Origin of the sequence: Streptomyces sp. NPDC058279 (assembly GCF_042881255.1) — a bacterium.
Lineage (GTDB): Bacteria > Actinomycetota > Actinomycetes > Streptomycetales > Streptomycetaceae > Streptomyces.
Genome location: NZ_JBHVYA010000022.1, coordinates 60947 through 86636, shown reverse-complemented (window position 1 = coordinate 86636; position 25690 = coordinate 60947). Strand labels below are relative to the sequence as shown.

Below are 25690 nucleotides of genomic sequence, written 5' to 3'. Positions count from 1 at the left end.
CGCTTCCTTCGTACTCACCCTCGCGGGTTTTCCTCCGGGCGCTTCCTTTGTTCTTCGTTTTGTTCTTGCGTTTCCGACTCTATCAGACTCTTTCGCGTCCGATTCCCGGTCGAAGCGGGGTTCGCTTTCCAGTTCTTCGCTTTCGCGCTTTCCCTTTCCGGCGGGTCCGACTCTATCAGATCCTTTCGGGCCTGACTCCCGGTCAGCGGGATGTGCCGGTCGGGCTGTTGGGCCCTTGCGGCGAGTGAGACAGTAGCGGATTCCCTGCCCCCGAAGCCAATCGGCGGCTGCGTACTCGTACGCGGATTCCTCATTCGCAAATACGCATGAAAACAAGACGACACAGTGCGTCGTTCGTTCGAATGTGTAGTGCGGAATGGCTGTCCGGGGACCGACCGGGGTCGGCGCTCACTTCGGACAACTCGAAGAACCTTACGGACCTGCCACAGGTGTGTCAACCCTGGCGGGCGGTGGGCGCGCACCGCTAGCCTCTGTCCATGACTACGCACGCGCTCACGCTCGACCTTCGTTGGTGGGCCGCCTGACGGCGGCCGATCTGCACCCGAGCACGCATGCGCTCACGGCCGCCGCTTCGGCGGCCGTTTCTGTTTCTCCCCCCGGGAGTGGCTCGGTCGCCCCACGCGGCGCCGTCGACCGGCCGGCCGCACGGCCGACCGGACACTCACACGAGGAGACAGGACATGACGAGGATCTTCAGCGGGATCAAGCCGAGCGGGCACCTGACCCTGGGGAACCACCTGGGCGCCCTGCGGCAGTGGGTCGCGGTCGAAGGCGAGCCGGACGACGCGCTGTTCTGCGTGGTGGACCTGCACGCGCTGACCGTCGACCACGATCCCGCGCGGGTGCGGCGGCTCACCAGGCAGGCGGCCACCCTGTTCCTCGCCGCCGGGTTGGACGAGCGCAGGTGCACGCTGTTCGTGCAGAGCCACGTGGACGAGCACACCCGGCTCGCGTACCTGCTGGAGTGCACCGCCACCGACGGTGAGCTGCGGCGGATGATCCAGTACAAGGAGAAGACGGCCAGGGCGCGGGCGGCCGGAGACGGGGTGCGGCTGTCGTTGCTGACGTACCCGGTGCTGATGGCCGCCGACATCCTGGCGTACGAGACGGCCGAGGTGCCGGTCGGTGAGGACCAGCGGCAGCACGTGGAGCTGGCGCGCGATCTGGCGGTCCGGTTCAACCAGCGGTACGGGCACACCTTCACCGTGCCTCGGGTGGTGCTGCCCACCGTGGCCGCGCGGGTCATGGACCTCCAGGACCCGACGTCCAAGATGGGGAAGTCGCACGAGAACGCGGCCGGGATCGTCTATCTGCTCGACGAGCCGGCGGTGATCACCAAGAAGGTGATGCGGGCCGTCACGGACAGCGGGGAGGGCGGGGTCGTCTACGACCGGGCCACCCGCCCGGGGGTGGCGAACCTGCTCGACATCCTCGCCGCTTGTACGGGCGGCGAGCCGGGCGCGCTGGCCGCCGGGTACACCGGCTACGGGGCGCTCAAACGGGACGTCGCCGAGGCGGTGGTGGAGTTGCTGCGCCCGGTGCGGGAGCGGCACGCGGAGCTGGCGGCCGATCCCGGCGGTGTGGAGCGGGTGTTGCGGGCCGGGGCGGAGCGGGCCCGGGGGTTGGCGCGGCCGGTGGTGGACCGGGCGTACCGGGCCATCGGGTTGCTGGAGCCCTGAAGCGGAAGCGGCCGGCGTACGGTCCCGCCCCGCGGGACCGTACCGCTGTCAGCTGTTGCCGGAGGCGAGTTCGCGGCTGCGGTCCCGGGCGGCTTCCAGGGCGGCGATCAGGGCCGCGCGGACGCCGTGCTTCTCCAGCTCGACGATGGCGTTGATGGTGGTGCCGGCCGGGGAGGTGACGGCCTCACGGAGTTTGACCGGGTGCTCGCCGCTGTCGCGGAGCATCACGGCGGCGCCGATGGCGGCCTGGACGATCAGGTCGTGGGCCTGGGCGCGGGGCAGGCCGAGCAGGATGCCGGCGTCCGTCATGGCTTCGACCAGGAAGTAGAAGTAGGCGGGACCGGAGCCGGAGAGGGCGGTCGCGGCGTCCTGCTGGGACTCGGGGACGCGCAGGGTCTTGCCGACGCCGCCGAAGATCTCCTCGGTGTGGGCGAGGTGTGCGGCGGTGGCGTGGCTGCCGGCGGAGATGACGGACATGGCCTCGTCGACGAGGGCGGGGGTGTTCGTCATGACGCGGACGACGGGGGTGCCCGGGGCGAGTCGTTCCTCGAAGAAGGAGGTGGGGACTCCGGCGGCGCCGCTGATGACCAGCCGGTCGGCGGGGACGTGCGGGGCGAGCTCGTCGAGGAGCTTGCCCATGTCCTGCGGTTTGACGGTGAGGATGAGGGTGTCCGCGCGCCTTGCGGCCTCGGCGTTGCTGACGGCCTCGACGCCGTAGCGGTCGTGGAGTTCCGCGGCCCGTTCGGCACGGCGGGCGGTGACGAGGAGCTTGCCGGCCGGCCAACCGCCGCGGATCATCCCGCTGAGCAGGGCCTCGCCGATCTTTCCGGTGCCGAGGACGGCGACTGTCTGGGTCATGTCCTCATCCTTGCATCCGGGTGGGACGCCGGGCCCTGGTGTCCGCAGTGCGGTCAGGGTGGGCCTAGGGGGTGCGGCGGCGGAGGGTGGCCGCGCCGAGGGCGAGGACCAGCAGGGCGCAGGCGGCGACGATGACGGCGTCGCGGACGAAGTCGGCGGTCATGTCGGTGTGGGTGAGGACCTGGGTCATGCCGTCGACGGCGTAGGACATGGGCAGCACGTCGGAGATGCCTTCGAGGACCGGGTGCATGGTGTCGCGTGCCGCGAAGAGGCCGCAGAGCAGCAGCTGCGGGAAGATCACCGCCGGCATGAACTGGACGGCCTGGAACTCGGAGGCGGCGAAGGCGGAGACGAACAGGCCGAGGGCGGTGCCGAGGAGCGCGTCGAGGAGGGCGACGAGCAGGAGCAGCCAGGGGGAGCCGACGATGTCGAGGCCGAGGAACCACAGGGCCAGTCCGGTGGCGAGGAGCGACTGGACGACGGCGACGAGGCCGAACGCGAGGGCGTAGCCGGCGATGAGGTCGCCCTTGCCGAGGGGCATGGCCAGGAGGCGTTCGAGGGTGCCGGAGGTGCGCTCGCGGAGGGTGGCGATCGAGGTCACCAGGAACATGGTGATGAGCGGGAAGATCCCGAGGAGTGACGCTCCGATGGTGTCGAAGGTGCGGTCGTTCGCGTCGAAGACGAAGCGGAGCAGCGTCAGCATCAGTACGGGGACCAGCAGCATCAGGGCGACGGAGCGCGGGTCGTGGCGGAGCTGGCGCAGGACGCGGCCGGCGGTGGCGGTGGTGCGGGATGCGTTCATCGGGTCTGCTCCCGGGCTCGGGTGTCGGCCTCGTCGACGAGGCGCAGGAAGCCCTCTTCGACGGTGCCGGAGTGGGTGCGGGTGCGCAGGTCGTCGGGGGTGTCCTGGGCGAGGATGCGGCCCTCGCGCATCAGGAGCAGGTCGTGGCAGCGCTCGGCCTCGTCCATGACGTGCGAGGAGACGAGGATCGTGGTGCCGCGGCCGGTGGTGAGGTCGTGGAAGAGGTTCCACAGGTCGCGGCGCAGGACGGGGTCGAGGCCGACGGTGGGTTCGTCGAGGACCAGCAGTTCGGGGGCGCCGAGGAGGGCGACGGCGAGGGAGACGCGGCTGCGCTGGCCGCCGGAGAGGTTGCCGGCGAGGGCGGTGGCGTGGCTGGTGAGGTCGACGTCGGCGATGGCGCGGGTGACGGCGGCGCGGCGGCGTTCGGCGGCGGTTCGGCCGGGGTCGAGGACGGCGGCGAAGTAGTCGAGGTTCTGTCGGACGGTGAGGTCGTCGTAGACGGAGGGCGCCTGGGTGACGTAGCCGATCCGGGAGCGGAGGTCGGGGTGGCCGGCGGGGCGGCCGAGGACGTCGAGGGTGCCGGTGACGTGGGCCTGGGTGCCGACGACGGCCCGCATGAGGGTGGATTTGCCGCAGCCGGAGGGGCCGAGGAGGCCGGTGATGCGACCGCGCGGGACGGCGAAGGCGAGGTCGTCGAGGACGGTGCGGGGGCGGCGGCCGGTGCCGCGGCGCACGGTGAGGGCGTGGGCGTGGACGGCGGGGCCGGCTCCGTCGGGCGGTTTATTCATCATGTGATGAATAATGCTCCCGCCGATGCCGGGGCGTCAACCGGTCGGGCGGGGGGCCGGTGGCGGACCGTGCGGGTGCGGGGCGGGCGTTACTTCTTGCGCTTGGGCCGGCGGGCGGCCGGGTTGCCCGTACGGGTGCTGCGGCGGCGCGCGAATTCGGCGCGGGCCTGCTCGTACTCGGCGCGGGCGAGCTTCTCGCCCGGGGCCTCGGTCAGGCTGCGCAGGAAGTACGCGATGAGGGAGCCGATGAAACCGATGGCCTTGAGCCCCTTGAGGGCGGCCTCGTCGGAGGACGGCCGGGGGCGGCGGCTGAACGACTCCCAGGTCTTGACGAACGCGATGGCACTGGCGATCGCGAAGAGGACCACGACGGAGATGCTCAGGAACGGGCCGACGTCGCCGATCTCCAGCCCCTCGTAGGCGAAGCGCAGCAGGTACGCGGCGGCGAAGGCGGAGACCAGGGACCCGACGGCCACCCCGGCGCGGCGCAGGGCGTAGCCGCCGTCGTGGTCGACCCAGGTGGTGCCGAAGAACCGGAGGCGCTCGGGGCGCGGTCCGGCGGCGGCCGGGGCCGGCTCGGCGGGGGTCGGCCCGGCAGGGGTCTGGTCTCGCTGGTCGTCGCTCACGCCGCCGATTATTCCAGCCGGAGACGCACCCGACGGGTGCGTCTCACCTGGCAGACCGGCGGTACCGCGGCAGCGGTCCGAGGCGGCGGGTCAGCCGCAGCGGGTGGCGACGTACCCGTCGCTGCCCGTCTTCACGTACGCGTCCGACACGAACTCGCCGTTGCCGACGCAGTCCCAGATGTCCGTGGTGCCGTACGGGCCCGAGACCGTGGTGCCGTCGCACTGGCAGTGGATGGAGACGGACGCGCCGAGCGGCAGGACGCGGGAGATCGAGTAGCCGGTACCCGGGCCGGTGCGGACGTTGACCTGGTAACCCGGAGCGACCGGGAACGTCGGGAAACCGGAGCCGGACAGGCTCTGGATCTGGCTCGAATCGTTCTCGACGGACATGCGAAAACTCCCCCCGTGGGCGTTGTCCCGCGCAACTCGCGCGGGGCGGCAAGCCCTTGGATGGTCGCACGGGCCATCGACTAGGCTCCGGCGGGGGTGGTGAGTGGTGCATGCGCGGCGCGCGGACTACGCGGGCTTTCCCGAGTACGCCGGGCATTACCGGCTCGAATCCGTGCTCGGCTCCGGCGGCATGGGCGTCGTCCACCTGGCGACCTCCAGCTCGGGGCTGAAACTCGCCGTCAAGGTGGTGCACGCCCAGCACGCGGTGGACCCGGAGTTCCGGGCGCGTTTCCGGCAGGAGGTCGCGGCCGCGCGGCGGGTGAGCGGCGCGTTCACGGCGCCGGTGGTGGACGCGGACCCGGATGCCGAACGGCCGTGGATGGCCACCTCGTTCATCGACGCGCCGACGCTGTCGGAGCGGGTACGGGAACGCGTGCTGGACCCCGCCGAGCTGACGCGGCTCGCCGCCGGGCTGGCGGAGGCGCTGCGGGACATCCACCGGGCGGGCGTGGTGCACCGGGACCTCAAGCCCAGCAACGTGCTGATGGCCCCCGACGGGGTGCGGGTCATCGACTTCGGCATCTCGCGGCCCGCCGACAGCGACCTGCGGACCGAGACGGGCAAGCTGATCGGGACGCCGCCGTTCATGGCGCCGGAGCAGTTCCAGCGACCGCGCGAGGTCGGCACGGCCGCCGACGTGTTCGCGCTGGGCGCGGTCCTGGTGCACGCGGCGACCGGGCGCGGCCCGTTCGACTCCGACAGCCACTACCTGGTCGCGTACCAGGTGGTGCACGGCGAGCCGGATCTGACGGGGTTGCCGGGGCCGCTCGTCCCGCTGGTCGCCCGCTGCCTGGCGAAGGACCCGGCCGAGCGGCCGACCGCCGACGCGCTGATCGCGCGGATGCGGGAGCTGGCCTACCCCACCGGCGAGGACACCCAGGTGTTCACCCCGCGGCCGCGCCGGGCCGCCGGGGCGGCGGGCGCGAAGCTCTCGGAGGTCGCCGAGGCCGCCGACGTCGACACGCATCGGCGGGAGGCCGCTCCGGTCGGGGGGCACCCGGGCGGGGCGAAGGGCGGGCGGCCGGCGCGCCGGCGGGTCCGTACGGCGTGGGCGGCGGGGGTGGTGGTGCTGCTCGCGGGCGGCGCGGTCGGCGGCTACCTCGGCTCCGCGACGGGCGAGGAGTCCCCGGGGGCGCCGACGCCGAAGCGGGCGCAGGCCGGGCCGGCGAAGGGCTTCGCGCCCTGGTCGGTGCCGCTGGGCGGCTCCGGCCCCGGAAAGCGGCTCGGGGCCTGCTCCTGGGGGGCCGCCGCGCTGTTCTGCGCGGGGCAGGGGCTGACGGCGGCCCGGCTGGACCCCGCGAACGGCTCGCTCGGCTGGACGGTGCCGGCGCAGGCCCCGCCCGGGCCGGCCGCCGCCCGGGCGCCCCTGTACGCGGGTGGCCTCGTCATCGCGGGCGGGGCGGGCGGTGACGTACTCCAGGCCCTGGACCCGGCGACCGGCGCGCGGCGCTGGCAGCGGGAGCTGCCCGGCGGATCCCAGGTGGTCGCAGAGGGAGGGTACGTCCTGACGGCGGGACCGGACGGGAACGTGACCCTGCTGGACGCGGCGACCGGCACGCGGAAGTGGGACCGGCGGATCGGCGGGACGGGCTCGGTGTGGTGGTCCGGCCCGGACGCCTCGGGGCGGCCCGCGCTGTACGTGGCGACGCGCGAACCCGACGGCTCCAAGACGCAGGTGGCGGCGGTCGATCCGGGTGACGGTGCGGTGCGCTGGCAGCTCCGCACGGCCGGGCTCCTCCAGCCGGTCGCCACCGTGCAGGGCGGCGCGTACCTGTTGGCGAACGACGCGCAGGGCAAGACGGACGCCGTGGTCCGCGTGGACCTGGCGACGCGTGCGGTGCGGCGGGTCAGTCTGGCGGTCCCGCTGTACGAGGTGCAGGCGACGGCGGGCCCCGACGGCGTCGTGTACCTCATGGGCTCGGCGGGCGGGCTGGCCGCGGTGGGGCCGGAACGGGAGCGGTGGCGGTCGGAGACTGGCCTGGCGGTCGCCTCCCGGCCGGCGGTCGCCGACGGGCGGGTCTACCTGACGGCGCCCGACGGGCGGCTGCTCGCGGTCGCGGCCTCGGACGGGCGGATGGTGGGACAGACCAGGCCGCGGCTGGGCGGCGGCCAGGGCACGTTCACCGCGTCCCTGCCCGCGCCCGTCGTCGCGGACGGCGCGGTGTACGCGTCCGCGCCCGACGGGTCGGTGTTCGCCGTGGACGCGGCGAACCCCGCCGGGTGGTGACGACGCCGGCGGGGTTCGGGAGCGGTCGGGGGGCTCAGCCCAGGCGGGACACGTCGCGGACCGCGCCCTTGTCGGCGCTGGTGGCCATCGCGGCGTAGGCGCGCAGCGCGGCGGAGACCTTGCGCTCGCGGTTCTTGGGGGCGTAGACGCCGCCGAGGGCCTCGCGGCGGGCCTCCAGTTCCTCGTCGGAGACCAGCAGTTCGATCGAGCGGTTCGGGATGTCGATGCGGATCCGGTCACCGTCCTCGACCAGGGCGATGGTGCCGCCCGAGGCCGCCTCCGGGGAGGCGTGGCCGATGGACAGGCCCGAAGTGCCGCCCGAGAAGCGGCCGTCCGTGACCAGGGCGCAGACCTTGCCGAGGCCGCGGCCCTTGAGGAAGGAGGTCGGGTAGAGCATCTCCTGCATGCCGGGACCGCCGCGCGGGCCCTCGTAGCGGATGACGACGACGTCGCCCGCCTTGATCTCCTTGCGCAGGATCTTGTCCACGGCCTCGTCCTGCGATTCGCAGACCACGGCCGGGCCCTCGAAGGTCCAGATCGACTCGTCGACACCGGCCGTCTTGACGACGCAGCCGTCGGTGGCGATGTTGCCGCGCAGGACGGCCAGTCCGCCGTCCTTGGAGTAGGCGTGCTGGACGGAGCGGATGCAGCCGCCCGCGGCGTCCAGGTCGAGGGTCTCCCACCGCTCGGACTGGGAGAAGGCGGTCGCGGAGCGCTTGCAGCCGGGGGCCGCGTGCCACAGCTCCATGGCCTCCTCGGACGCCGTGCCGGACCGGGCGTCCCAGGTGGCCAGCCAGTCTTCGAGGTTCTCGGAGTGGACGCTGGTGACGTCCTTGTTGAGGAGGCCGCCGCGGTGCAGCTCGCCGAGGATGGCGGGGATGCCGCCGGCGCGGTGGATGTCCTCCATGTAGTACGTGCCGCCGGGCGCCACGTTCGGCGCGACCTTGGCGAGGCACGGGACGCGGCGCGAGACCTCGTCGATGTCGGTGAGGTCGTAGTCCAGGCCGGCCTCCTGGGCGGCGGCGAGGAGGTGCAGGATCGTGTTCGTGGAGCCGCCCATGGCGATGTCGAGGGCCATGGCGTTCTCGAACGCCTGGCGGCTCGCGATCGCGCGGGGCAGGACCGACGCGTCGTCCTGCTCGTAGTAGCGCTTGGTGATCTCCACGATCGTCCGGCCAGCGTTCTCGTACAGGGCGCGGCGGGCGGTGTGCGTGGCGAGGACGGAGCCGTTGCCGGGGAGGGCCAGACCGATGGCCTCCGCGAGGCAGTTCATCGAGTTGGCGGTGAACATGCCCGAACAGGAACCGCAGGTCGGGCAGGCGTTCTCCTCGATGCGCAGGACGTCCTCGTCCGAGACGTTCTCGTTGGAGGCGTCGACCATGGCGTCGATCAGGTCGAGCTTGCGGACGGTGCCGTCGACGAGCGTGGCCTGGCCGGCCTCCATCGGGCCGCCGGAGACGAACACGACCGGGATGTTGAGGCGCATGGCGGCCATCAGCATGCCGGGGGTGATCTTGTCGCAGTTGGAGATGCAGATCAGCGCGTCGGCGCAGTGCGCCTCGACCATGTACTCGACGCTGTCCGCGATGAGGTCGCGGGAGGGCAGGGAGTACAGCATCCCGGCGTGACCCATGGCGATGCCGTCGTCGACCGCGATCGTGTTGAACTCGCGCGGGATCGCGCCGGCGGCCAGGATGGCGTCGGAGACGATCCGGCCGACCGGGGCCAGGTGGGTGTGGCCGGGGACGAACTCGGTGAAGGAGTTGGCGACCGCGATGATCGGCTTCCCGATGTCCGCGCTCGCTACGCCCGAAGCGCGCATCAGCGCACGTGCGCCTGCCATGTTGCGGCCGTGGGTGACGGTGCGGGACCTCAGCTCGGGCATCGGGTTCACTCCCCATGAGTACGGTGGCGTTCGCACGCCGCCGCGACTGTGGATAAGGCTCGGTTACGAGGCTACGCTCCTCGCCCGGGATGCGGACAGGGTGTCCGGATGCCGGGACGGGCGGCTCAGTCCTCGGTCAGGTAGCGCTGCAGCGTAGGTGCCACGAGGGCGACGATGGACTCCGGATCGGCCGAAGCGAGGGGCTCGACCTGGACCACGTAGCGCAGCACCGCGATGCCGATCATGTGGGAGGCGGCGAGCTCCGCGCGGAAGGTGGGGTCGGGCACGTCGAGGTCGGCGGCGATCCGCTCCAGGACCCGGCGCAGGATCAGCCCGCGCAGTACCTTCGCCGCCGCCTCGTGGGTGAGCGCCGACCGCACGACGGCGACCAACGGCACCCGGGTGACGGGGTTCTCCCACACGCCGAGGAAGTAGCGGGCGAGCCGTTCGCCGATGCCCTCGGGGCCGCCGCCGAGGATCTGCGGGACGACGAGGGCGGGCTCCAGGCTCAACTCGATCGCGGCGGCGAAGAGGTCGTCCTTGCTGCCGAAGTAGTGGTGGACCAGCGCCGGATCCACGCCGGCGGCCTTCGCGATCCCGCGCACGGACGTCTTGTCGTAGCCGCGCGCCGCGAACTCGGCGCGGGCGGCGACGCGGATGCGCTCCTGGGTGCCGGGGCCCTCGTCGGCCTCGTCCTGGCGGGGGCGGCCGGGGCCGCGGCGGGGGCGGGGTGCGGGTTCGGTCATGGGCGGCGGGCCGGGTTGGGCGCGGGGGCCGGGACGGCGGCGAGGTGGGCGCGGGTGAAGGCGAGTGCCTCGGCGAGGTCCGCCTCGCGTTCGGCGGAGGACATCGCGCGGCGGGTGTTGACCTCGATCACCACGTGCCCGTCGAAGGAGGTGCGGGCGAGGCCGGCGAGCAACTCGGCGCAGGGCTGGGTGCCGCGGCCGGGGACGAGGTGCTCGTCCTTGGCGGAGCCGTTGCCGTCGGCGAGGTGGATGTGGGCGAGGCGGTCGCCCATCCGGTCGACCATGGCGGCGGCGTCGGTGCGGGCGGTCGCGGTGTGCGAGAGGTCTACGGTGAAGTGGCGGTAGTCGTCCTTGGTCACGTCCCACTCGGGCGCGTACGCGAGCATCTCGCGGTCGCGGTAGCGCCAGGGGTACATGTTCTCGACGGCGAACCGGACGTCGGTCTCGTCGGCCATGCGCCAGATGCCGGTGACGAAGTCGCGGGCGTACTGGCGCTGCCAGCGGAACGGGGGGTGCACGACGACGGTGCTCGCGCCGAGCCGTTCGGCGGCGGCCCGGGCGCGGCGGAGCTTGGTCCAGGGGTCGGTGGACCACACGCGCTGCGTGATGAGGAGGCAGGGGGCGTGTATGGCGAGCACCGGGACGCCGTGCCGGTCGGAGAGGCGGCGCAGCGCGTCGATGTCCTGGCTGACCGGGTCCGTCCAGACCATCACCTCGACGCCGTCGTAGCCGAGGCGCGCGGCGATCTCGAAGGCGGTCGCCGTGGACTCCGGGTATACGGAGGCGGTGGAGAGGGCGACCTTGGGAGTCGGGGTCCGGGGTGGTTTTGCCACGGGGACAGGTTACCGATGCCGCTGCCCCGGCCGGGCGGGGGCGGGGGTACGGGCCGCGCCCATGCCCCGACGGGGCGGCCCTGGCCCCTGGCCGGGCGGGGTGGGGACGGACGGCTGCCCCGGCGGGGCGGGGCGGGGGTACGGGCCGCTGCCCCGGCGGGGCGGCGGGTCGCGAGCGGCGGCCCCCGGGGCCGGGCTCGGGGACGCGTCCCGGCCGCGCCCCTGTCCGGGAGCACCTCGCCCCGGCGGCCGGTACCGGGCCGGGCCTGAGGTGGGCGGCGGTCCGCACCCGTGCCCGGGGCGGGGTACGGCCAACCCGGCTCCGCCGGGCACCGGGCTCCGCCCGGACCCTCCCCCAGACTCCGTCCGGGGGGACCCCCACTCAAACGCCGGCGGGGCTGAAGTGGCCCGGTGCGGGCAGGGCCGAATCCACGGAACGCCACGCCGCAGGCGCAGGTCCGTGCCCGGCGAAGCCGGGAACAGGCGCCGCAGGGGCGGGTCGGGGCTGGGGTGGTCGCCGGGGGGCACGGGCGGGGGCCCGGACGGGCGGGTCGGGCCTGCCACCGGCGGCCACGGCTGCGGGCGCACGACCGCCGGAGGCTCAGGTCGGGAGGTGGTCCAGGCGGCGGAGGATGACGCCCTCGCGGAGGGCCCAGGGGCAGATTTCGAGTTCGTCCACGCCGAAGAGGTCCATCGCGCCCTCCGCCACCAGCGCCCCCGCCAACAGCTGGTGCGCCCGGCCCTCCGAGACGCCCGGGAGGGCGGCCCGCTCGGCGGTGGTCATCGTCGCCAGGCGCGGGACCCACTCCTCCAGCGCCTTGCGCGTCAGGTCCCGCTGGACGTACAGGCCCTCCGCCGAGCGGGCCGCGCCCGCGATCCGGGCCAGTTGCTTGAAGGTCTTCGACGTCGCCACCACATGGTCCGGCGTCCCGAAGCGGCTGAACTCCCCGACCGTACGGGCGATCCGCGCCCGCGCGTGGCGGCGCAGCGCCTTCACGTCGGCCGGCGCCGGCGGGTCGCCCGGGAGCCACGCCGAGGTGAGGCGGCCCGCGCCCAGCGGGAGGGACACCGCCGCGTCGGGTTCCTCGTCGATGCCGTACGCGATCTCCAGCGAGCCGCCGCCGATGTCCAGGACCAGCAGCTTGCCCGCCGACCAGCCGAACCAGCGCCGCGCGGCGAGGAACGTGAGCCGGGCCTCGTCGTCGCCGCTGAGGATCGGCAGGTCGATGCCGGTCTCGGCCTTGACCCGGGCCAGTACCTCGTCCGCGTTCGTCGCCTCCCGCACCGCGCTCGTCGCGAACGGCAGCAGGTCCTCGCAGCCCTTGTCCTCGGCGGCCTGGACGGCGTCGCCGATCACCGAGACCAGCTGCTCTATGCCCTCCGGGGTGACCGAGCCGCGCTCGTCCAACAGCTCCGCGAGCCGCAGCTCCACCTTGTGGGAGTGCGCCGACAGCGGGCGCGCGCCGGGATGCGCGTCCACCACCAGCAGATGAACCGTGTTCGAACCCACGTCAAGGACACCGAGTCTCATAACCGGAAACGCTACTGGGCTCGTCGCGTAGGGGTGAGGTAAGGGGCGCTTAGGCTTGGGTTTGTGCCGAATACGAAGAAGGCCAACATGTCCAAGACCCCCAAGAAGAAGCCGAAGGTCGTGGCCGACGAGAAGGGGATCGACTTCCCCCGGGCCTGGGTGGAGTTCCCCGACCCCGCCGACGACGAACAGGTCTTCCGCTGCGACCTGACCTGGCTGACCTCCCGCTGGACGTGCATCTTCGGCAGCGGCTGCCAGGGCATCCAGGCCGGTCGGGCGGCGGACGGCTGCTGCACGCTCGGCGCGCACTTCTCCGACGAGGACGACGAGAAGCGCGTGGCCGGGCACGTGGCACGCCTGACGCCGGAGCTGTGGCAGTTCCACGACGTCGGCAGCGAGTCGGGGTGGACGCAGCTGGACGACGACGGGGAGAGGCAGACGCGCCGCTGGGACGGCGCCTGCATCTTCCTGAACCGGCCCGGCTTCCCGGCCGGCGCGGGCTGCTCGCTGCACATCCTGGCGTTGAACAGCGGCCAGGAGCCGCTGGAGACGAAGCCCGACGTGTGCTGGCAGTTGCCGATCCGGCGTACGTACGACTGGATCGACCGGCCCGACGACACCCGGGTGCTCCAGGTGTCGATCGGCGAGTACGACCGGCGCGGCTGGGGCCCGGGCGGCCACGACCTGCACTGGTGGTGCACCTCGGCCAGCTCCGCACACGGCGCCGGGCAGCCGGTGTACGTGTCCTACCGGCCCGAGCTGACGGAGCTGATGGGCGAGGCGGCGTACGCGGAGCTGGTGAAGCTGTGCGAGGCGCGGCTGGCGTCACTGCTGCCGATGGCCCCGCACCCGGCGGACCCGCCCGCCGCCGGCTAGTGCTGTGACCGCGGTCCGGACGGCCGCCCGGGTGGCCGTCCGGGCGGCCGTTACGCCGGCGAGCCCGAGGCGTCGGGGCCCGGGTCCGGGGAAACCGTTCCTTCGGGTGCCGTGGGCGTGGGCGTGGGACTCGGCGGCGTCGGGGTCGGCGTCGGATCCGGGGTGGGGCTCGGTGGTGTCGGCGTGGGCGTGGGACTCGGCGGCCTCGGGGTCGGCGTGGGGTCCGGCGTCGCCGGCGGCGTGGGCGTCGGCGCCGGGCGACCGCGGCCCCGGATGGAGACCACCGCGCCGTCGGGGTCGATACCGACCCGGGCCGTCCAGGCGCCCACCGGCTGGGCGTCGCTGTCCACGGTGATCCACAGGGTGACCGATTCTCCAGGCGCCAAGGTGCCCGCGCTCCGGCTCGCCCGGAGCCACGGCGCGTCCGACCACAGCCGCCAGGCCACCGGGGCGCCGCCGGAGGCGGTGAGGGTGAGCAGCGTGGCGCCGCCGCGGGTCTCGGCGGTGACGCCGATGTGGCTCCGGGCGCCCGGACCACCGGGTTGCGGGGTGCCGGACACGCCGGGGCTGATCACCTCCACGGAGACGTCCGGTACGTCCGCGCCCGGCGCGAAACCGGGCTCGCCGGTGGTGTGCGCGGTGTTGCCGGCGTTCTCGTAGGCGGCGAGGGGGTGCCCGTCGATGTGCGCGGGCGCCGGCTCCGATTCGCCGGCCGAGATCCGGGCACCGCCCCCGACGGGTTCGCCGATGCTGGGGGCGCCCCGGTAGGCGGCCCACAGCGCGAGGACGGGCGCCGCGACCACGGTGGCGACCACGGTGGTGGTGACCGCCCGGGCCCGCAGCCGCTCGCGACGGGCCGCGCGGTCCTTGGGGTCCATCGGGAAGCCGGCGCGGTCGAAGCGCGGGCCGGTTGCGCCCCGGCGGCGCCGGCCGGAGCGCAGCATCGCGGCGTGTACGGCGGTGCGGGGGGCAGGGACCAGGGGGAGGCCCGGGGTGTGGACACCGCCGGAGCCGGGCCAGGGGGCCGCGGCGCCCACCCGCTCGGCGACCCGGCGGCAGCGCGGACAGTCGTCGACGTGGCGGACGAGTTCGGCGCGCAGGGTGGTGGACAGCAGCACCTGGCCGTCGCCGGTGAGCCGGGAGACGGCCGGACAGTTGCCGGTCTCGACGACGGCGAGGGCGGCGCGGGTGCGCTCCACCTCGCAGGCGGCGCCGGTCAGCAGTTCCCGGGCGGTGGCGGCCTGGGTGCCGAGGACGGCGGCCAGTTCGGACACGGCGAGGCGGTGTCGGACGGCGAGTTCGAGGGCTTCGCGCTGCTCGGGGGTGGTTCCGGCGGCTTCTGGCCACGCGAGGCGGGCCAGTTCGGTACGGCGGTAGGCGCTGACGTCAAGCGCCTCCGGCGCACGCTCTTCCCCGGTGTGCTCCGGCGTGCGCCGGGCGGAATGCGCCCCCTGCCGGGTACGCCGTTCTTCGCCCAGCCGGGTGAGACAGCCCCAGCGGGCCAGGGCGTAGAGCCAGGCCCGCCGGGCCCCTTCGTCGGGGCACCGGCCGGGATACCGTTCGGCGACGGCGAGGACATCACCGAGCACGTCGGTGGCGGTGTCGTGGTCGCACAGCACCGACAGGCAGTAGGTGAACAGTCCGTCGAGGTAGGGCTCGTGCCGGAAGGGGGGCGGCTGCTCGCCCGCGGGGGCCGGTTCCGGTCCCCGGGAGGGCGTGCGCCCGTGCGCCCGGTGTGCGCCGGTGCGCGCCGGGGGGTGTGGTTGGCTGCTGCTGTTCACTCGGCGACCGTAGGCGGCGGGCCGGTGACGGTCCGGAAGCCTTCAGCGGTTTTAGCCCTTACGGGTGAACAGATCGGGCTCGTGCTGACAGCTCCCCTGACGCGGCGGCCGACCGCCGGCCCGAGGCGGTGCCGGCGTCACGGCCGGCGGCACTGCCGGCAGCACGGCCGGCGGCGGTGTCGGTGGCGGCGGCTACGGTGTGCGCATGGCTGCCCGTACATCTCGTTCATCCGCCAAGGACCGGCCGTCCTACCGCTGCTCCGAGTGCGGCTGGACGACCGCGAAATGGCTCGGCCGGTGCCCCGAGTGCCAGGCGTGGGGGACCATCGAGGAGATGGGCGCGCCCGCGGTGCGGACCACCGCGGCCGGTCGGGTCTCGGCCCCCGCCGTCCCCATCGCGCAGGTCGACGGCCGTACGGCGACCGCCCGCAGCACCGGCGTGGACGAGCTGGACCGGGTGCTGGGCGGCGGGCTCGTGCCGGGGGCCGTCGTACTGCTGGCCGGCGAGCCGGGCGTCGGCAAGTCCACGCTGCTGCTGGACGTCGCGGCGAAGGCGGCCAGTGACGAGCACCGCACCCTGTACGTGACGGGCGAGGAGTCCGCGAGCCAGGTGCGGCTGCGGGCCGACCGGATCAACGCGCTCAACGACCACCTGTACCTCGCCGCCGAGACCGACCTGTCGGCCGTCCTCGGACACCTGGACGCCGTCAAGCCCTCGCTGCTGATCCTGGACTCCGTACAGACCGTCGCCTCCCCCGAGATCGACGGCGCGCCCGGTGGCATGGCGCAGGTCCGCGAGGTGGCCGGGGCGCTGATCCGGGCCTCCAAGGAACGCGGCATGTCGACCCTGCTCGTCGGCCACGTCACGAAGGACGGCGCGATCGCCGGCCCCCGGCTGCTGGAGCACCTGGTGGACGTGGTGCTGAGCTTCGAGGGCGACCGGCACGCGCGGCTGCGCCTGGTGCGCGGTGTGAAGAACCGGTACGGGGCCACCGACGAGGTCGGCTGCTTCGAGCTGCACGACGAGGGCATCACGGGGCTCGCCGATCCGAGCGGGCTGTTCCTGACCCGCCGTGCGGAGGCGGTGCCGGGTACCTGTCTGACGGTGACGCTGGAGGGCAAGCGGCCGCTGGTCGCCGAGGTGCAGGCGCTGACGGTGGACTCGCAGATCCCGTCGCCGCGCCGGACCACCTCGGGCCTGGAGACCTCGCGCGTCTCGATGATGCTGGCGGTGTTGGAGCAGCGCGGCCGGATCACGGCGCTGGGCAAGCGGGACATCTACAGCGCGACGGTCGGCGGGGTGAAGCTCACCGAGCCGGCCGCGGACCTGGCGATCGCGCTGGCGCTGGCCTCGGCGGCGAGTGACGTCCCGCTGCCGAAGAACCTCGTCGCGATCGGCGAGGTCGGCCTCGCGGGCGAGGTGCGGCGGGTGACCGGCGTCCAGCGGCGGCTCGCCGAGGCGCACCGGCTCGGGTTCACGCACGCGCTGGTGCCGGGCGATCCGGGGAAGGTGCCGGCGGGCATGAAAGTGATCGAGGTCGCGGACATGGGCGACGCGCTACGGGTCCTGCCGCGCGGGCGCTCCCGTACGCCGGCCCGGGAGCGGGCGGCGGAGTAGCCCGGCCGTCGGGCCGGCTCCGGCCGCTGTCCCGGGACCGCCCCGCGACCGCCCCCGGGGCCCCGCCCGCACGCCCCTCCGCAAGCCCGCGGCGGCGATACGGAACAAGGCACGGCGGACGCACAGACCGCGCCGGTAGACTTTGTGCTGGTCCGCCCGGCCGTACGCAGGCGGCGCAACCCGCGACCGGAGGAGTGCAGTGGCAGCCAAGGACGGTGCAGCAGCATCCGGTAAGTCGGGCGCGAGCTCCAGGCAGGAAGCCATGATGCGTGCCTCGCTGAGCGCGGTCGCACCTGGTCAGCCCCTGCGTGACGGTCTCGAACGGATCGTCCGCGGCAACACCGGCGGCCTCATCGTCCTCGGGATGGACAAGTCCGTCGAGGCGATGTGTACCGGCGGCTTCGTGCTGGACGTGGAGTTCACCGCGACCCGGCTGCGCGAGCTGTGCAAGCTCGACGGCGCCCTCATCCTCGACAAGGACCTCACCAAGATCCTGCGGGCGGGCGTCCAACTGGTCCCCGACGCGTCGATCCCGACGGAGGAGACCGGCACCCGGCACCGCACGGCGGACCGGGTCTCGAAGCAGTGCGGTTTCCCCGTCGTGTCCGTGTCCCAGTCGATGCGGCTGATCGCGCTCTACGTCGACGGCGAGCGCCGGGTCCTGGAGGAGTCAGGGGCGATCCTGTCGCGGGCGAACCAGGCGCTGGCCACGCTGGAGCGATACAAGCTGCGGCTGGACGAGGTCGCGGGCACGCTGTCGGCGCTGGAGATCGAGGACCTGGTCACGGTGCGCGACGTGACGGCGGTCGCGCAGCGGCTGGAAATGGTTCGCCGTATTGCCACGGAAATCGCCGAATACGTGGTGGAACTCGGCACCGACGGGCGCCTGCTGTCGCTCCAGTTGGACGAGCTGACGGTCGGCATCGAGCAGGAACGGGAGCTGGTGATCCGGGACTACGTCCCGGAACCGACGGCGAAGCGTTCCCGCACGGTGGAGGAGGCGCTGCCGGCGCTGGACGCGCTGACGCATCCGGAGCTGCTGGAGCTGGGGATCGTCGCGCGGGCCCTCGGGTACACGGGCTCGCCGGAGACCCTGGACTCGGCCGTGTCGCCGCGCGGCTACCGGCTGCTGGCGAAGGTGCCGCGGCTGCCCGGGGCCATCATCGAGCGGCTGGTCGAGCACTTCGGGGGCCTGCAGAAGCTGCTGGCCGCGAGCGTGGACGACCTCCAGACCGTGGACGGCGTGGGCGAGGCCCGCGCGCGCAGCGTCCGCGAGGGCCTGTCCCGCCTGGCGGAGTCCTCGATCCTCGAACGCTACGTGTAACCGTCCGGGGGGCCGGCGGACCGGCCCGACCCGGCCCGGCCCGATCCGGCCCCGTTCGGGACTCAGTCCTGCTTGAGGACGAACGAGGTGCGGGCGACCGGCATGCCGGGCGCCTTGACCTCGACGACGTACGTGTCCGGGGCGGCCGAGCCCGCCGGGGGCGTCTGGCACTGGTCGGGCGCGCTCGGCTTGCGGTCCCACTCCAGCGACTGCTTCGCCTCGCCCTGCGCCGGCAGCCGGTAGAAGACGTTGCCCGCGCCCGCCGGGCAGTCCGCGCCCGACCAGACCGGCTTGTTGCCGCTCGCCTGAGTGATCGTCATGACGGCCTGCTTCGGGCCGAGTCCGACCTTGCAGGTGGTGCCCGACACGTTGCGGACGACCAGTTCGAGCCGGGGCTTCTCGTTCGCCTCGTACTCGTTCTTCACGCTCTTGACCTCCCACTGCATCACGCCCGGCGCGCAGGCGGGCAGTGCGGCGTCCGCGGGGACCTGGGCCGCGGCGCCGGAACCGCCGGAGCCGGAGCCGTCGCCCGAACCCCCGCCGCCCGTCTCGCCGTTCTTGCCCGCGCCGGCGCCCGTACCCGCACCGGCCGCCGTCCCGGCGCCGCCACCGGAACCGGAACCGGAACCGGAGTCCCGGCCGCCGGGCGCCTGACTGATCGCCGGGCCGGAGCCCGAGGGGCCGGGGGTGATCGTGGCGGCCGGACGCGGCCCGCCCTTGCCCTCGCCGTTCGTACTCGACTTCCCCCCGCCGGAACTGACGGTCCATACGGCGAGGAGCGCGAGGAGCGCGGCGACGGACGCCAGCACAGCCCTCCGTCGCCAGTAGATGGAGGAGGGGAGCGGCCCGACCGGATTGCGCAGTGATCCCACGAACGGAACTTTACGAGAACCGGGAGCGCGATCAGCGCCCCACATGCCGCGCAACCGGCTTGTTTTGCCGATGATCATCCTGCCGGCCCCATCCGGCCGTAAGGATCCGGCCATACGAGGAGCCGGACCGGGTACCGGTGACGTCTACGGTCGGTGAGCGGGGGCGGCCCGCCACGCCCGGCCGGGTACGGCCTTCGGCTCCGGGAAGACGTGCTCCGGCGTCGGGGACCGGCGCGAAGGGGGCGAAACGTGCCAGGATGCGTGTGCCATGACTGCATCCACCTTCCCCTCCTCCGACGTCTCCCACGCGCTGCACTCCCCCGTCATCGCGTGGTTCGACGAGCACGCCCGCGACCTGCCCTGGCGCCGCCCCGAGGCCGGCCCCTGGGGGGTCATGGTCAGCGAGTTCATGCTCCAGCAGACCCCGGTCAGCCGGGTCCTGCCGGTGTACGAGCAGTGGCTCGCCCGATGGCCCCGCCCCGCCGACCTCGCCGCCGAGGCCCCCGGCGAGGCCGTCCGGGCCTGGGGCCGGCTCGGCTACCCGCGCCGGGCCCTGCGCCTGCACGGCGCGGCCGTCGCGATAACGGAACGGCACGGGGGCGACGTACCGCGCGAGCACGCCCAGTTGCTCGCGCTGCCCGGGATCGGCGAGTACACGGCGGCGGCGGTGGCCTCCTTCGCGTACGGGCAGCGGCACGCGGTGCTGGATACCAACGTCCGCCGCGTCTTCGCCCGCACCGCGACCGGCGTCGAGTACCCGCCGAACGCCACCACGGCCGCCGAACGGCGCCTGGCCCGGGCCCTGCTGCCCGACGACGAGGCGACCGCGGCACGTTGGGCGGCGGCCTCGATGGAGCTGGGCGCGCTGGTGTGCACGGCCAAGTCCCCGGACTGCGACCGCTGTCCGGTGGCCGGGCAGTGCGCGTGGCGGCTCGCCGGGAAGCCGCCGCACGACGGGCCGCCGCGGCGGGGCCAGACGTACGCCGGAACGGACCGGCAGGTGCGCGGCCGGCTCCTCGCGGTGCTCCGGGAGGCGGTGGGACCGGTTCCGCAGTCGGTGCTCGACACCGTGTGGGACGAGCCGGTGCAGCGGGCGAGGGCGCTGGACGGGTTGGTCTCCGACGGACTGGTGGAGCCGCTCGCGCAGGGCATGTACCGGCTGCCGCGCGGCTGACGCCCGACCGGGTACTCGGAGCCGCACGAAGTTGACTCTGCGGCTCCGCTTCGGCCCGGGAAACCGCAGCTCAGCGGCGTTGTTACACAATCTACGGGTGTCCGTGCGCCCACCGAAGGCTGACCCGCACAGTGCCGTGACAACGCCTCCGTACCTTCGGAACCACAAGCGGCGGATGCACGGTGGGACGGAACGGAGGCGGTCTGAGATGGCGCACGGCGAGGTACTCGAATTCGAGGAGTACGTACGCACCCGGCAGGACGCGCTGCTGCGCAGCGCCCGGCGCCTCGTAGCGGACCCCACCGACGCCCAGGACCTCCTCCAGACCGCGCTGGTGCGCACCTACGGCCGCTGGGACGGCATCGCCGACAAGGCGCTGGCCGACGCCTACCTGCGCCGCGTCATGATCAACACGCGGACCGAGTGGTGGCGCGCCCGCAAGCTGGACGAGGTCCCCACCGAGCAGCTCCCGGACGCCTCCGTCGAGGACGGCTCCGACCAGCGCGCCGACCGCGCCCTGCTGATGGACATCCTGAAGGTCCTGGCACCCAAGCAGCGCAGCGTCGTGGTGCTGCGACACTGGGAGCAGATGAGCACCGAGGAGACGGCAGCGGCGCTCGGGATGTCGACGGGAACCGTGAAGAGCACCCTGCACCGCGCACTGGCCCGCCTCCGGCAGGAGCTGGAGAGCCGGGACCTCGACATGCGCGCGCTGGAGCGCGGCGACCACACGGCGCGGTACGAGGGGCGGGAGCGGTGCGCGGCCTGAACGGCCAGGGCAAGGACGCCGGCGGCCGCAGGCCGCTGGCGCTGATGTCGGCGGGGACGGTCGTCCTCGTCGGCACCGGGCTGCTCGCCGCCGGTTGCGCGACCGGCGGCACGGGACTGCGCGACGGCGGCCCGGCCCGCACCGAGACCGTGGCCCGCACCGGCGGGCCGATCGGCTCGGCCGCGTCCCCGCACGCCGAGACGTCCGCGTCGGCCTCGGGCCGGCCGGCCGTGAAGGTCGACCCGGTCGCGCTGCTGAAGGCGGACCCCAAGGTGAGCGCCGAGGTCAAGCGGGACCTCAAGCCCTGCACGGGCAAGGAGTACCCCGTAGACGTCAGCTACGGGAAGGTCACCGGCAGCACGGTCGTCGACATCGTGGTCAACGTGCTGTCGTGCGCCGACGCGCTGGGGCGCGGCTCGTACGTGTACCGCGCCGAGGGGACGACGTACGAGAACGTGTTCGCGGACGAGCAGCCCCCGGTCTACGCGGAGATCGACCGGGGTGACCTCGTGGTCACCAAGCCGGTGTACGGCAAGAGCGACGCGCTGTCCTACCCGTCCGGCGAGGACGTGATCACCTACCGGTGGACCGGGGACAAGTTCTCCGAGCAGGACCGGGTCCACACGGACTACAGCAACGTGGACAGCGGCGGCCAGCCCGCCCCCGCCACGTCGCCCAAGAACTGAAGCGAGGCTCCGCATGGCCGAGACCCATGTGCTGTTCGTGGAGGACGACGACGTCATCCGCGAGGCCACGACGCTGGCGCTGGAACGCGACGGCTTCGTGGTCACCGCCATGCCCGACGGCCTCGCCGGCCTGGAGTCCTTCCGGGCGGACCGCCCCGACATCGCGCTCCTCGACGTGATGGTGCCCGGCATGGACGGGGTGAGCCTGTGCCGCCGCATCCGCGACGAGTCCACCGTCCCGGTGATCATGCTGTCCGCGCGGGCCGACTCCATTGACGTCGTCCTCGGTCTGGAGGCGGGGGCCGACGACTACGTCACCAAGCCGTTCGACGGCTCCGTCCTGGTCGCCCGCATCCGTGCCGTGCTGCGCCGCTTCGGGCACGCCAACGGGGTGCACGGCGGCGGGCCGGGGAGCGAGGGGGCGGACGCCGGGGAGCGCGGGGTGCTGACCTTCGGCGACCTGGAGGTCGACACCGAGGGCATGGAGGTGCGCAAGGCGGGCGCCCCCGTGGCACTGACCCCGACCGAGATGCGGCTGCTGCTGGAGTTCTCCTCCGCGCCCGGCACCGTACTCTCGCGCGACCGGCTGCTGGAGCGGGTCTGGGACTACGACTGGGGCGGCGACACGCGTGTCGTGGACGTCCACGTCCAACGGCTGCGCACCAAGATCGGGCAGGACCGGATCGAGACGGTCCGCGGCTTCGGATACAAGCTCAAGGCATGAGACGGTCGAAGCAGTGAAGCAGTTCACCCTGCGCACCGGGATCCGCTGGAAGATCGCGTTCGCCGTCGCGGCGGTCGGCGCGCTGATCGCCGTCGCGCTGAGCCTCGTGGTGCACAGCGCCGCCCGCGTGTCGATGCTGGAGAGCGCCCGCGAGGTCCAGTTGGACCGGGTGCAGTTCATCTCCCGCAACGCCGAGGCCGGGCGCAAGCCCCCCATGGGCGCCAAGCTCAACGACCCCGACCTGCCGGCCGAGCTGCGCGAGAAGGCGCGCAGCGGGCGGCGCGGGACGTACGTGCAAGAGAACCCGAGGGGACTCCCGGAGGTGTGGGCGGCCGTACCGCTCGGCAACGGGCAGGTGGTGTCGCTGCACACCCAGTTCCGCGAGAGCGCCAACATGGTGCGCGACCTGGACCGGGCGCTGGTCGTCGGCTCGCTGTCCGTGGTGCTCGCCGGCTCGGCGCTCGGCGTGCTCATCGGCGGGCAGATCTCGCGCCGGCTGCGCAAGGCCGCGGCCGCCGCGCAGCGGGTGGCGCACGGCGATCCCGACGTACGGGTACGGGACGCGGTGGGCGGCGTCGTACGGGACGAGACGGACGACCTCGCGCGGGCGGTGGACGCCATGGCGGACACCCTCCAGCAGCGGGTGGAGGCCGAGCGGCGGGTGACCGCCGACATCGCGCACGAGCTGCGGACCCCGGTGACGGGGCTGCTGACGGCGGCGGAGCTGTTGCCTCCGGGCCGGCCGACCGAGCTCGTACGGGACCGGGCGCAGGCGATGCGCGCGCTGGTCGAGGACGTGTTGGAGGTGGCCCGGCTGGACAGTGCCTCGGAGCGGGCCGAGCTGCAGGACGTGGCGCTGGGCGAGTTCGTGACCCGGCGGGTGAAGGCGCTGATGCCGGAGGCGTCCGTACGGGTCGTCGCGGACGAGATCGTCAGCACCGATCCGCGCCGCCTGGAGCGCATCCTGGGCAACCTGCTGGCCAACGCCGGCCGGTACGGGCAGCCGCCGGTGCAGGTCGACATCGAGGGCCGGGTCGTCCGGGTACGGGACCACGGGCCGGGCTTCCCGGAGGCGCTGCTGCGCGAGGGGCCGAGCCGGTTCCGTACGGGGTCCACGGACCGGGCCGGGGTCGGGCACGGGCTGGGCCTGACCATCGCGGAGGGCCAGGCGCGGGTCCTCGGCGCCCGGTTGACGTTCCGCAACGTGGCGGCGGCGCGGGGCACGGCGGCGGACGAGGGCGCGGCGGCCGGGGCGGTGGCGGTGCTGTGGCTGCCGGAGCACGCGCCGACGGCGACGGGCAGTTTCCCGATCCTCCAACCGCCGCCCGGGTAACCCCGCCGGCGGCTCCTGATCGGGATCGGTTCCCGATCGGAACACGGGGGCGTTCGCTCCGCCGGGCTGATGTCTTAGCATCCGTGGAATGACCGACGGTACGAATGCCCCCAGCAGCCCGCAGCCCGAGCAGCCCGCCCCGGGGAGCGGCGGCTACGGGTTCCCGCCGGGCACTCCCGCCTCCGGCGGCTACGGCTTCCCGCCCGGCGCTCCCGGCGCTCCCGGCGGGCACCAGGCGGCGGGCGGCTTCGGTCCGCCGCCGCAGGAGGGCGGGTACGGCTACCCGCAGCAGCCCCAGCCCGGCCCCTACCCGCAGGGCCCCTACCCGCAGGCGCAGTCCCCGCAGCAGATCCCCCCGCAGCAGCCGCTGCCGATCCCGGCGCAGCCCTCGCAGCCCGACTGGGACGCGCTCGCGGACCGTTCGGCGGCGGCGCGCCGCAAAAAGCGGCTCTGGCTGATCGTCGGCGGGGTGACCGTGGTGGCGCTGCTCGGCGCCGGAGGAACGTTCCTGCTGCTGGGCGACGGCGACGGACCGAAGAAGGGCCCCGACACGCCCCCGGCGTCCGCCTCCGCCGCGCAGAACCAGGCGCCCACCGACCTCACGCCGACCGTGCCGGGCGACCAGACGACCATCCGGGACCAGATCGGCAAGTCCAACCTCAAGATGGGGCCCGACGCCGCGATCTTCCCCATGGACAAGCGCTACGAGGTCCGCTTCAAGGGCACCCCCAACTCGTTCGCCGAGTCCCAGCAGCGCGTCGTCGACACCACCAAGAGTTTCACCGTCTCGACCCGCGTCTGGAACCGGACCGCCACGGGGCGCCAGATCGCCATCAGCCAGGGCAACGAGAAGTCGTTCTCCTTCGAGCTGGGCCTGGACCAGGTGAACGGCAAGCCGGCCTGGGTCTTCCGGGTGCAGACCGGCGAGCAGGGCGCCGAGAACACCACCACGGCCGTCACCGGCGTGAGCGCGAAGATGGACAACACCTGGTCGGAGCTGACGGCGACCTACGACGCCCCAGCCAAGAAGATCACCCTGTACCTGAACGGCAAGAAGGCGGACGAGGCATCGGTGCCCTCCGGCATCTTCCCGGCCCCCGGCCCGCTCCAGCTCGGCCGCTCCCGCCACCAGGACAACTGGACGGGCCCCTTGGGCGGCGCCCTGGACAGCCTGCGGGTCTACGCCGATGCCCTGCCGCAGGACCGCATCGACGCCCTCAAGGCGGGCAAGCTGGACCCGATGGCCCGCCGGACCTCTGCCTGGCTGCTGTACTGAGCTCCCGGACCGGGGTGGGATCCGCGGCTGCTGCCGCCGCCCCACCCCGGGCGGGACGGGACTCAGACGATGATGCCGACCTTGCGCAGGAAGGCGACCGGGTTGACGGCCGAGCCGTAGTTCGGGGTCGTGCGGATCTCGAAGTGCAGGTGCGGGCCCGTGGAGTTCCCGGTGTTGCCCGAGAGGCCGATCTGCGTGCCCATGGCCACCTTCTGGCCGATCCGGACCTGGATCCGCGAGAGGTGGGCGTACTGGGAGTACGTGTTGTTCGCGTGCCGGATCACGATGGCGTTGCCGTACGCCGGGCCGTCGCCGCCGCCGTTCGGGCCGGCCTTGACGACGACGCCCGCGCTCGCCGCGTGCACCGGGGTGCCGATCGGGCAGGCGAAGTCCTGGCCGGAGTGCTTGTGCGCCCACAGACCGCCGGCCTGGGCGAAGGTCGCGGAGAGCGTGTAGTGGGCGACCGGCTTGCTCCAGGCGAGCGCCGGCTTCGCGGCGGTCACGGCCGCCTGGGCCTGGGCCTGCGCCTGGGCGGCCACGAGCCCGGCGGTACCGGTGAGGGCGCTCTGCGCCTCGTCGGCGAAGGCGGCGGTCGTCCCGGCCCCGAGAGCCAGTGCCGCACCGAGACCGGCGGCGACGAGGGCGAGACGGGTACGACGGGTGCTGACGCGCTTCGCGGACATGTGGGGACCTCCGGGGCCGGGTACGGGGCAACGAGCGGCCCGGCGCGCTCGGCGATTGCCGAGGGGGCCGGGCGGGACTCGCACACTTTGGTAACCCGACGCCCCGGTCTCCCCCAAACCGCCCTTTT

At 73.7% G+C, this 25690-nt stretch carries 23 protein-coding genes; 11 read left to right on the top strand and 12 right to left on the bottom strand.

The features are described from left to right. The first annotated feature begins 701 nt into the window (after positions 1-701). Positions 702-1700, top strand: a complete 999-nt coding sequence (gene trpS, locus ACFVXJ_RS28600; protein ID WP_389666030.1) for a tryptophan--tRNA ligase — start codon at positions 702-704, stop codon at positions 1698-1700. Between the two features lie 48 nt (positions 1701-1748). Here trpS and proC read toward each other — a convergent pair whose 3' ends face one another. From proC to ACFVXJ_RS28575, 5 genes are all read right to left on the bottom strand, one after another. Next, positions 1749-2558 (bottom strand): pyrroline-5-carboxylate reductase, encoded by an 810-nt coding sequence (gene proC, locus ACFVXJ_RS28595; RefSeq protein ID WP_389666028.1) that lies wholly within the window; start codon positions 2556-2558, stop codon positions 1749-1751. Between the two features lie 64 nt (positions 2559-2622). Further along, a complete protein-coding gene (locus tag ACFVXJ_RS28590) occupies positions 2623-3360 on the bottom strand; it encodes an ABC transporter permease (RefSeq protein WP_389666027.1) in 738 nt (245 codons plus the stop codon). Continuing rightward, positions 3357-4151 carry an ABC transporter ATP-binding protein gene (locus ACFVXJ_RS28585; protein WP_389666025.1) on the bottom strand — a complete coding sequence of 265 codons (795 nt, stop codon included), beginning with the start codon at positions 4149-4151 and terminating at the stop codon, positions 3357-3359. Before ACFVXJ_RS28585 ends, ACFVXJ_RS28590 begins: the two co-directional genes overlap by 4 nt. 86 nt (positions 4152-4237) lie before the next feature. Then, positions 4238-4774, bottom strand: coding sequence for a hypothetical protein (locus ACFVXJ_RS28580; protein WP_389666023.1), 537 nt, complete (start codon positions 4772-4774; stop codon positions 4238-4240). Positions 4775-4864: 90 nt separating this feature from the next. Continuing rightward, positions 4865-5164, bottom strand: a complete 300-nt coding sequence (locus ACFVXJ_RS28575; protein ID WP_361317582.1) for a peptidase — start codon at positions 5162-5164, stop codon at positions 4865-4867. Positions 5165-5270: 106 nt separating this feature from the next. Here ACFVXJ_RS28575 and ACFVXJ_RS28570 point away from each other — a divergent pair, with 106 nt between their 5' ends. After that, a complete protein-coding gene (locus tag ACFVXJ_RS28570) occupies positions 5271-7451 on the top strand; it encodes a PQQ-binding-like beta-propeller repeat protein (RefSeq protein ID WP_389666021.1) in 2181 nt (726 codons plus the stop codon). A 34-nt stretch (positions 7452-7485) separates the two neighbouring features. Here the strand turns inward: ACFVXJ_RS28570 and ilvD are convergent, their stop codons facing one another. From ilvD to ACFVXJ_RS28550, 4 genes are all read right to left on the bottom strand, one after another. After that, entirely contained in the window at positions 7486-9336 is a 1851-nt protein-coding gene (gene ilvD, locus ACFVXJ_RS28565) for a dihydroxy-acid dehydratase (protein ID WP_389666019.1), read from the bottom strand. A gap of 125 nt (positions 9337-9461) precedes the next feature. Beyond that, positions 9462-10082: a TetR family transcriptional regulator gene (locus tag ACFVXJ_RS28560; protein WP_389666017.1), complete on the bottom strand. Its 621-nt coding sequence runs from the start codon at positions 10080-10082 to the stop codon at positions 9462-9464. Beyond that, positions 10079-10915 (bottom strand): sugar phosphate isomerase/epimerase family protein, encoded by an 837-nt coding sequence (locus ACFVXJ_RS28555; RefSeq protein ID WP_389666015.1) that lies wholly within the window; start codon positions 10913-10915, stop codon positions 10079-10081. The genes ACFVXJ_RS28560 and ACFVXJ_RS28555 overlap by 4 nt, the downstream gene beginning before the upstream one ends. A gap of 601 nt (positions 10916-11516) precedes the next feature. After that, complete coding sequence (locus ACFVXJ_RS28550; RefSeq protein WP_389666013.1) at positions 11517-12446, bottom strand: Ppx/GppA family phosphatase; 930 nt, start codon at positions 12444-12446, stop codon at positions 11517-11519. 63 nt (positions 12447-12509) lie between these two features. Here ACFVXJ_RS28550 and ACFVXJ_RS28545 point away from each other — a divergent pair, with 63 nt between their 5' ends. Further along, positions 12510-13322, top strand: a complete 813-nt coding sequence (locus ACFVXJ_RS28545; RefSeq protein ID WP_389666011.1) for a hypothetical protein — start codon at positions 12510-12512, stop codon at positions 13320-13322. A gap of 50 nt (positions 13323-13372) precedes the next feature. On the opposite strand, the gene ACFVXJ_RS28540 is transcribed toward ACFVXJ_RS28545, so the two are convergent. Then, positions 13373-15103 (bottom strand): hypothetical protein, encoded by a 1731-nt coding sequence (locus tag ACFVXJ_RS28540; protein ID WP_389666009.1) that lies wholly within the window; start codon positions 15101-15103, stop codon positions 13373-13375. 205 nt (positions 15104-15308) lie between these two features. Between ACFVXJ_RS28540 and radA the strand changes: the two genes are divergently transcribed. Both radA and disA read left to right on the top strand, forming a co-directional pair. Next, positions 15309-16721, top strand: coding sequence for a DNA repair protein RadA (gene radA, locus ACFVXJ_RS28535; RefSeq protein WP_389666007.1), 1413 nt, complete (start codon positions 15309-15311; stop codon positions 16719-16721). A 199-nt stretch (positions 16722-16920) separates the two neighbouring features. Further along, entirely contained in the window at positions 16921-18045 is a 1125-nt protein-coding gene (gene disA, locus ACFVXJ_RS28530) for a DNA integrity scanning diadenylate cyclase DisA (RefSeq protein WP_329196133.1), read from the top strand. A gap of 62 nt (positions 18046-18107) precedes the next feature. On the opposite strand, the gene ACFVXJ_RS28525 is transcribed toward disA, so the two are convergent. After that, entirely contained in the window at positions 18108-18917 is an 810-nt protein-coding gene (locus ACFVXJ_RS28525; RefSeq protein WP_389666005.1) for a hypothetical protein, read from the bottom strand. A 268-nt stretch (positions 18918-19185) separates the two neighbouring features. Here ACFVXJ_RS28525 and ACFVXJ_RS28520 point away from each other — a divergent pair, with 268 nt between their 5' ends. The 6 genes from ACFVXJ_RS28520 to ACFVXJ_RS28495 all read left to right on the top strand — a co-directional run bounded on the left by ACFVXJ_RS28520 (position 19186) and on the right by ACFVXJ_RS28495 (position 24879). Next, a complete protein-coding gene (locus ACFVXJ_RS28520; protein ID WP_389666003.1) occupies positions 19186-20091 on the top strand; it encodes an A/G-specific adenine glycosylase in 906 nt (301 codons plus the stop codon). 208 nt (positions 20092-20299) lie between these two features. After that, complete coding sequence (locus ACFVXJ_RS28515; RefSeq protein WP_389666001.1) at positions 20300-20860, top strand: SigE family RNA polymerase sigma factor; 561 nt, start codon at positions 20300-20302, stop codon at positions 20858-20860. Beyond that, entirely contained in the window at positions 20848-21546 is a 699-nt protein-coding gene (locus ACFVXJ_RS28510; RefSeq protein WP_389665999.1) for a hypothetical protein, read from the top strand. Before ACFVXJ_RS28515 ends, ACFVXJ_RS28510 begins: the two co-directional genes overlap by 13 nt. A 13-nt stretch (positions 21547-21559) precedes the next feature. Beyond that, positions 21560-22270, top strand: coding sequence for a two-component system response regulator CseB (gene cseB, locus ACFVXJ_RS28505; protein WP_389665997.1), 711 nt, complete (start codon positions 21560-21562; stop codon positions 22268-22270). A 13-nt stretch (positions 22271-22283) separates the two neighbouring features. Then, the gene (cseC, locus tag ACFVXJ_RS28500) at positions 22284-23603 is read left to right on the top strand and encodes a two-component system sensor histidine kinase CseC (protein ID WP_389665995.1); all 1320 of its coding nucleotides are present in this window, start codon (positions 22284-22286) and stop codon (positions 23601-23603) included. 88 nt (positions 23604-23691) lie between these two features. Further along, the gene (locus ACFVXJ_RS28495; protein WP_389665993.1) at positions 23692-24879 is read left to right on the top strand and encodes a LamG-like jellyroll fold domain-containing protein; all 1188 of its coding nucleotides are present in this window, start codon (positions 23692-23694) and stop codon (positions 24877-24879) included. A gap of 62 nt (positions 24880-24941) precedes the next feature. Here the strand turns inward: ACFVXJ_RS28495 and ACFVXJ_RS28490 are convergent, their stop codons facing one another. Further along, positions 24942-25562 carry a M23 family metallopeptidase gene (locus ACFVXJ_RS28490; protein WP_389665991.1) on the bottom strand — a complete coding sequence of 207 codons (621 nt, stop codon included), beginning with the start codon at positions 25560-25562 and terminating at the stop codon, positions 24942-24944. Between the last annotated feature and the right edge of the window lie 128 nt (positions 25563-25690).

Excerpts from the sequence above, each read along its gene's own strand:
- ACFVXJ_RS28520 (WP_389666003.1), top strand. The coding sequence starts at position 19,186 with ATGACTGCATCCACCTTCCCCTCCTCCGACGTCTCCCACGCGCTGCAC.
- ACFVXJ_RS28590 (WP_389666027.1), bottom strand. The coding sequence starts at position 3,360 with ATGAACGCATCCCGCACCACCGCCACCGCCGGCCGCGTCCTGCGCCAG.
- ACFVXJ_RS28585 (WP_389666025.1), bottom strand. The coding sequence starts at position 4,151 with ATGATGAATAAACCGCCCGACGGAGCCGGCCCCGCCGTCCACGCCCAC.
- radA (WP_389666007.1), top strand. The coding sequence starts at position 15,309 with ATGGCTGCCCGTACATCTCGTTCATCCGCCAAGGACCGGCCGTCCTAC.
- ACFVXJ_RS28575 (WP_361317582.1), bottom strand. The coding sequence starts at position 5,164 with ATGTCCGTCGAGAACGATTCGAGCCAGATCCAGAGCCTGTCCGGCTCC.
- trpS (WP_389666030.1), top strand. The coding sequence starts at position 702 with ATGACGAGGATCTTCAGCGGGATCAAGCCGAGCGGGCACCTGACCCTG.
- ilvD (WP_389666019.1), bottom strand. The coding sequence starts at position 9,336 with ATGCCCGAGCTGAGGTCCCGCACCGTCACCCACGGCCGCAACATGGCA.
- cseB (WP_389665997.1), top strand. The coding sequence starts at position 21,560 with ATGGCCGAGACCCATGTGCTGTTCGTGGAGGACGACGACGTCATCCGC.
- ACFVXJ_RS28495 (WP_389665993.1), top strand. The coding sequence starts at position 23,692 with ATGACCGACGGTACGAATGCCCCCAGCAGCCCGCAGCCCGAGCAGCCC.
- proC (WP_389666028.1), bottom strand. The coding sequence starts at position 2,558 with ATGACCCAGACAGTCGCCGTCCTCGGCACCGGAAAGATCGGCGAGGCC.
- ACFVXJ_RS28550 (WP_389666013.1), bottom strand. The coding sequence starts at position 12,446 with ATGAGACTCGGTGTCCTTGACGTGGGTTCGAACACGGTTCATCTGCTG.
- ACFVXJ_RS28560 (WP_389666017.1), bottom strand. The coding sequence starts at position 10,082 with ATGACCGAACCCGCACCCCGCCCCCGCCGCGGCCCCGGCCGCCCCCGC.
- ACFVXJ_RS28490 (WP_389665991.1), bottom strand. The coding sequence starts at position 25,562 with ATGTCCGCGAAGCGCGTCAGCACCCGTCGTACCCGTCTCGCCCTCGTC.
- ACFVXJ_RS28515 (WP_389666001.1), top strand. The coding sequence starts at position 20,300 with ATGGCGCACGGCGAGGTACTCGAATTCGAGGAGTACGTACGCACCCGG.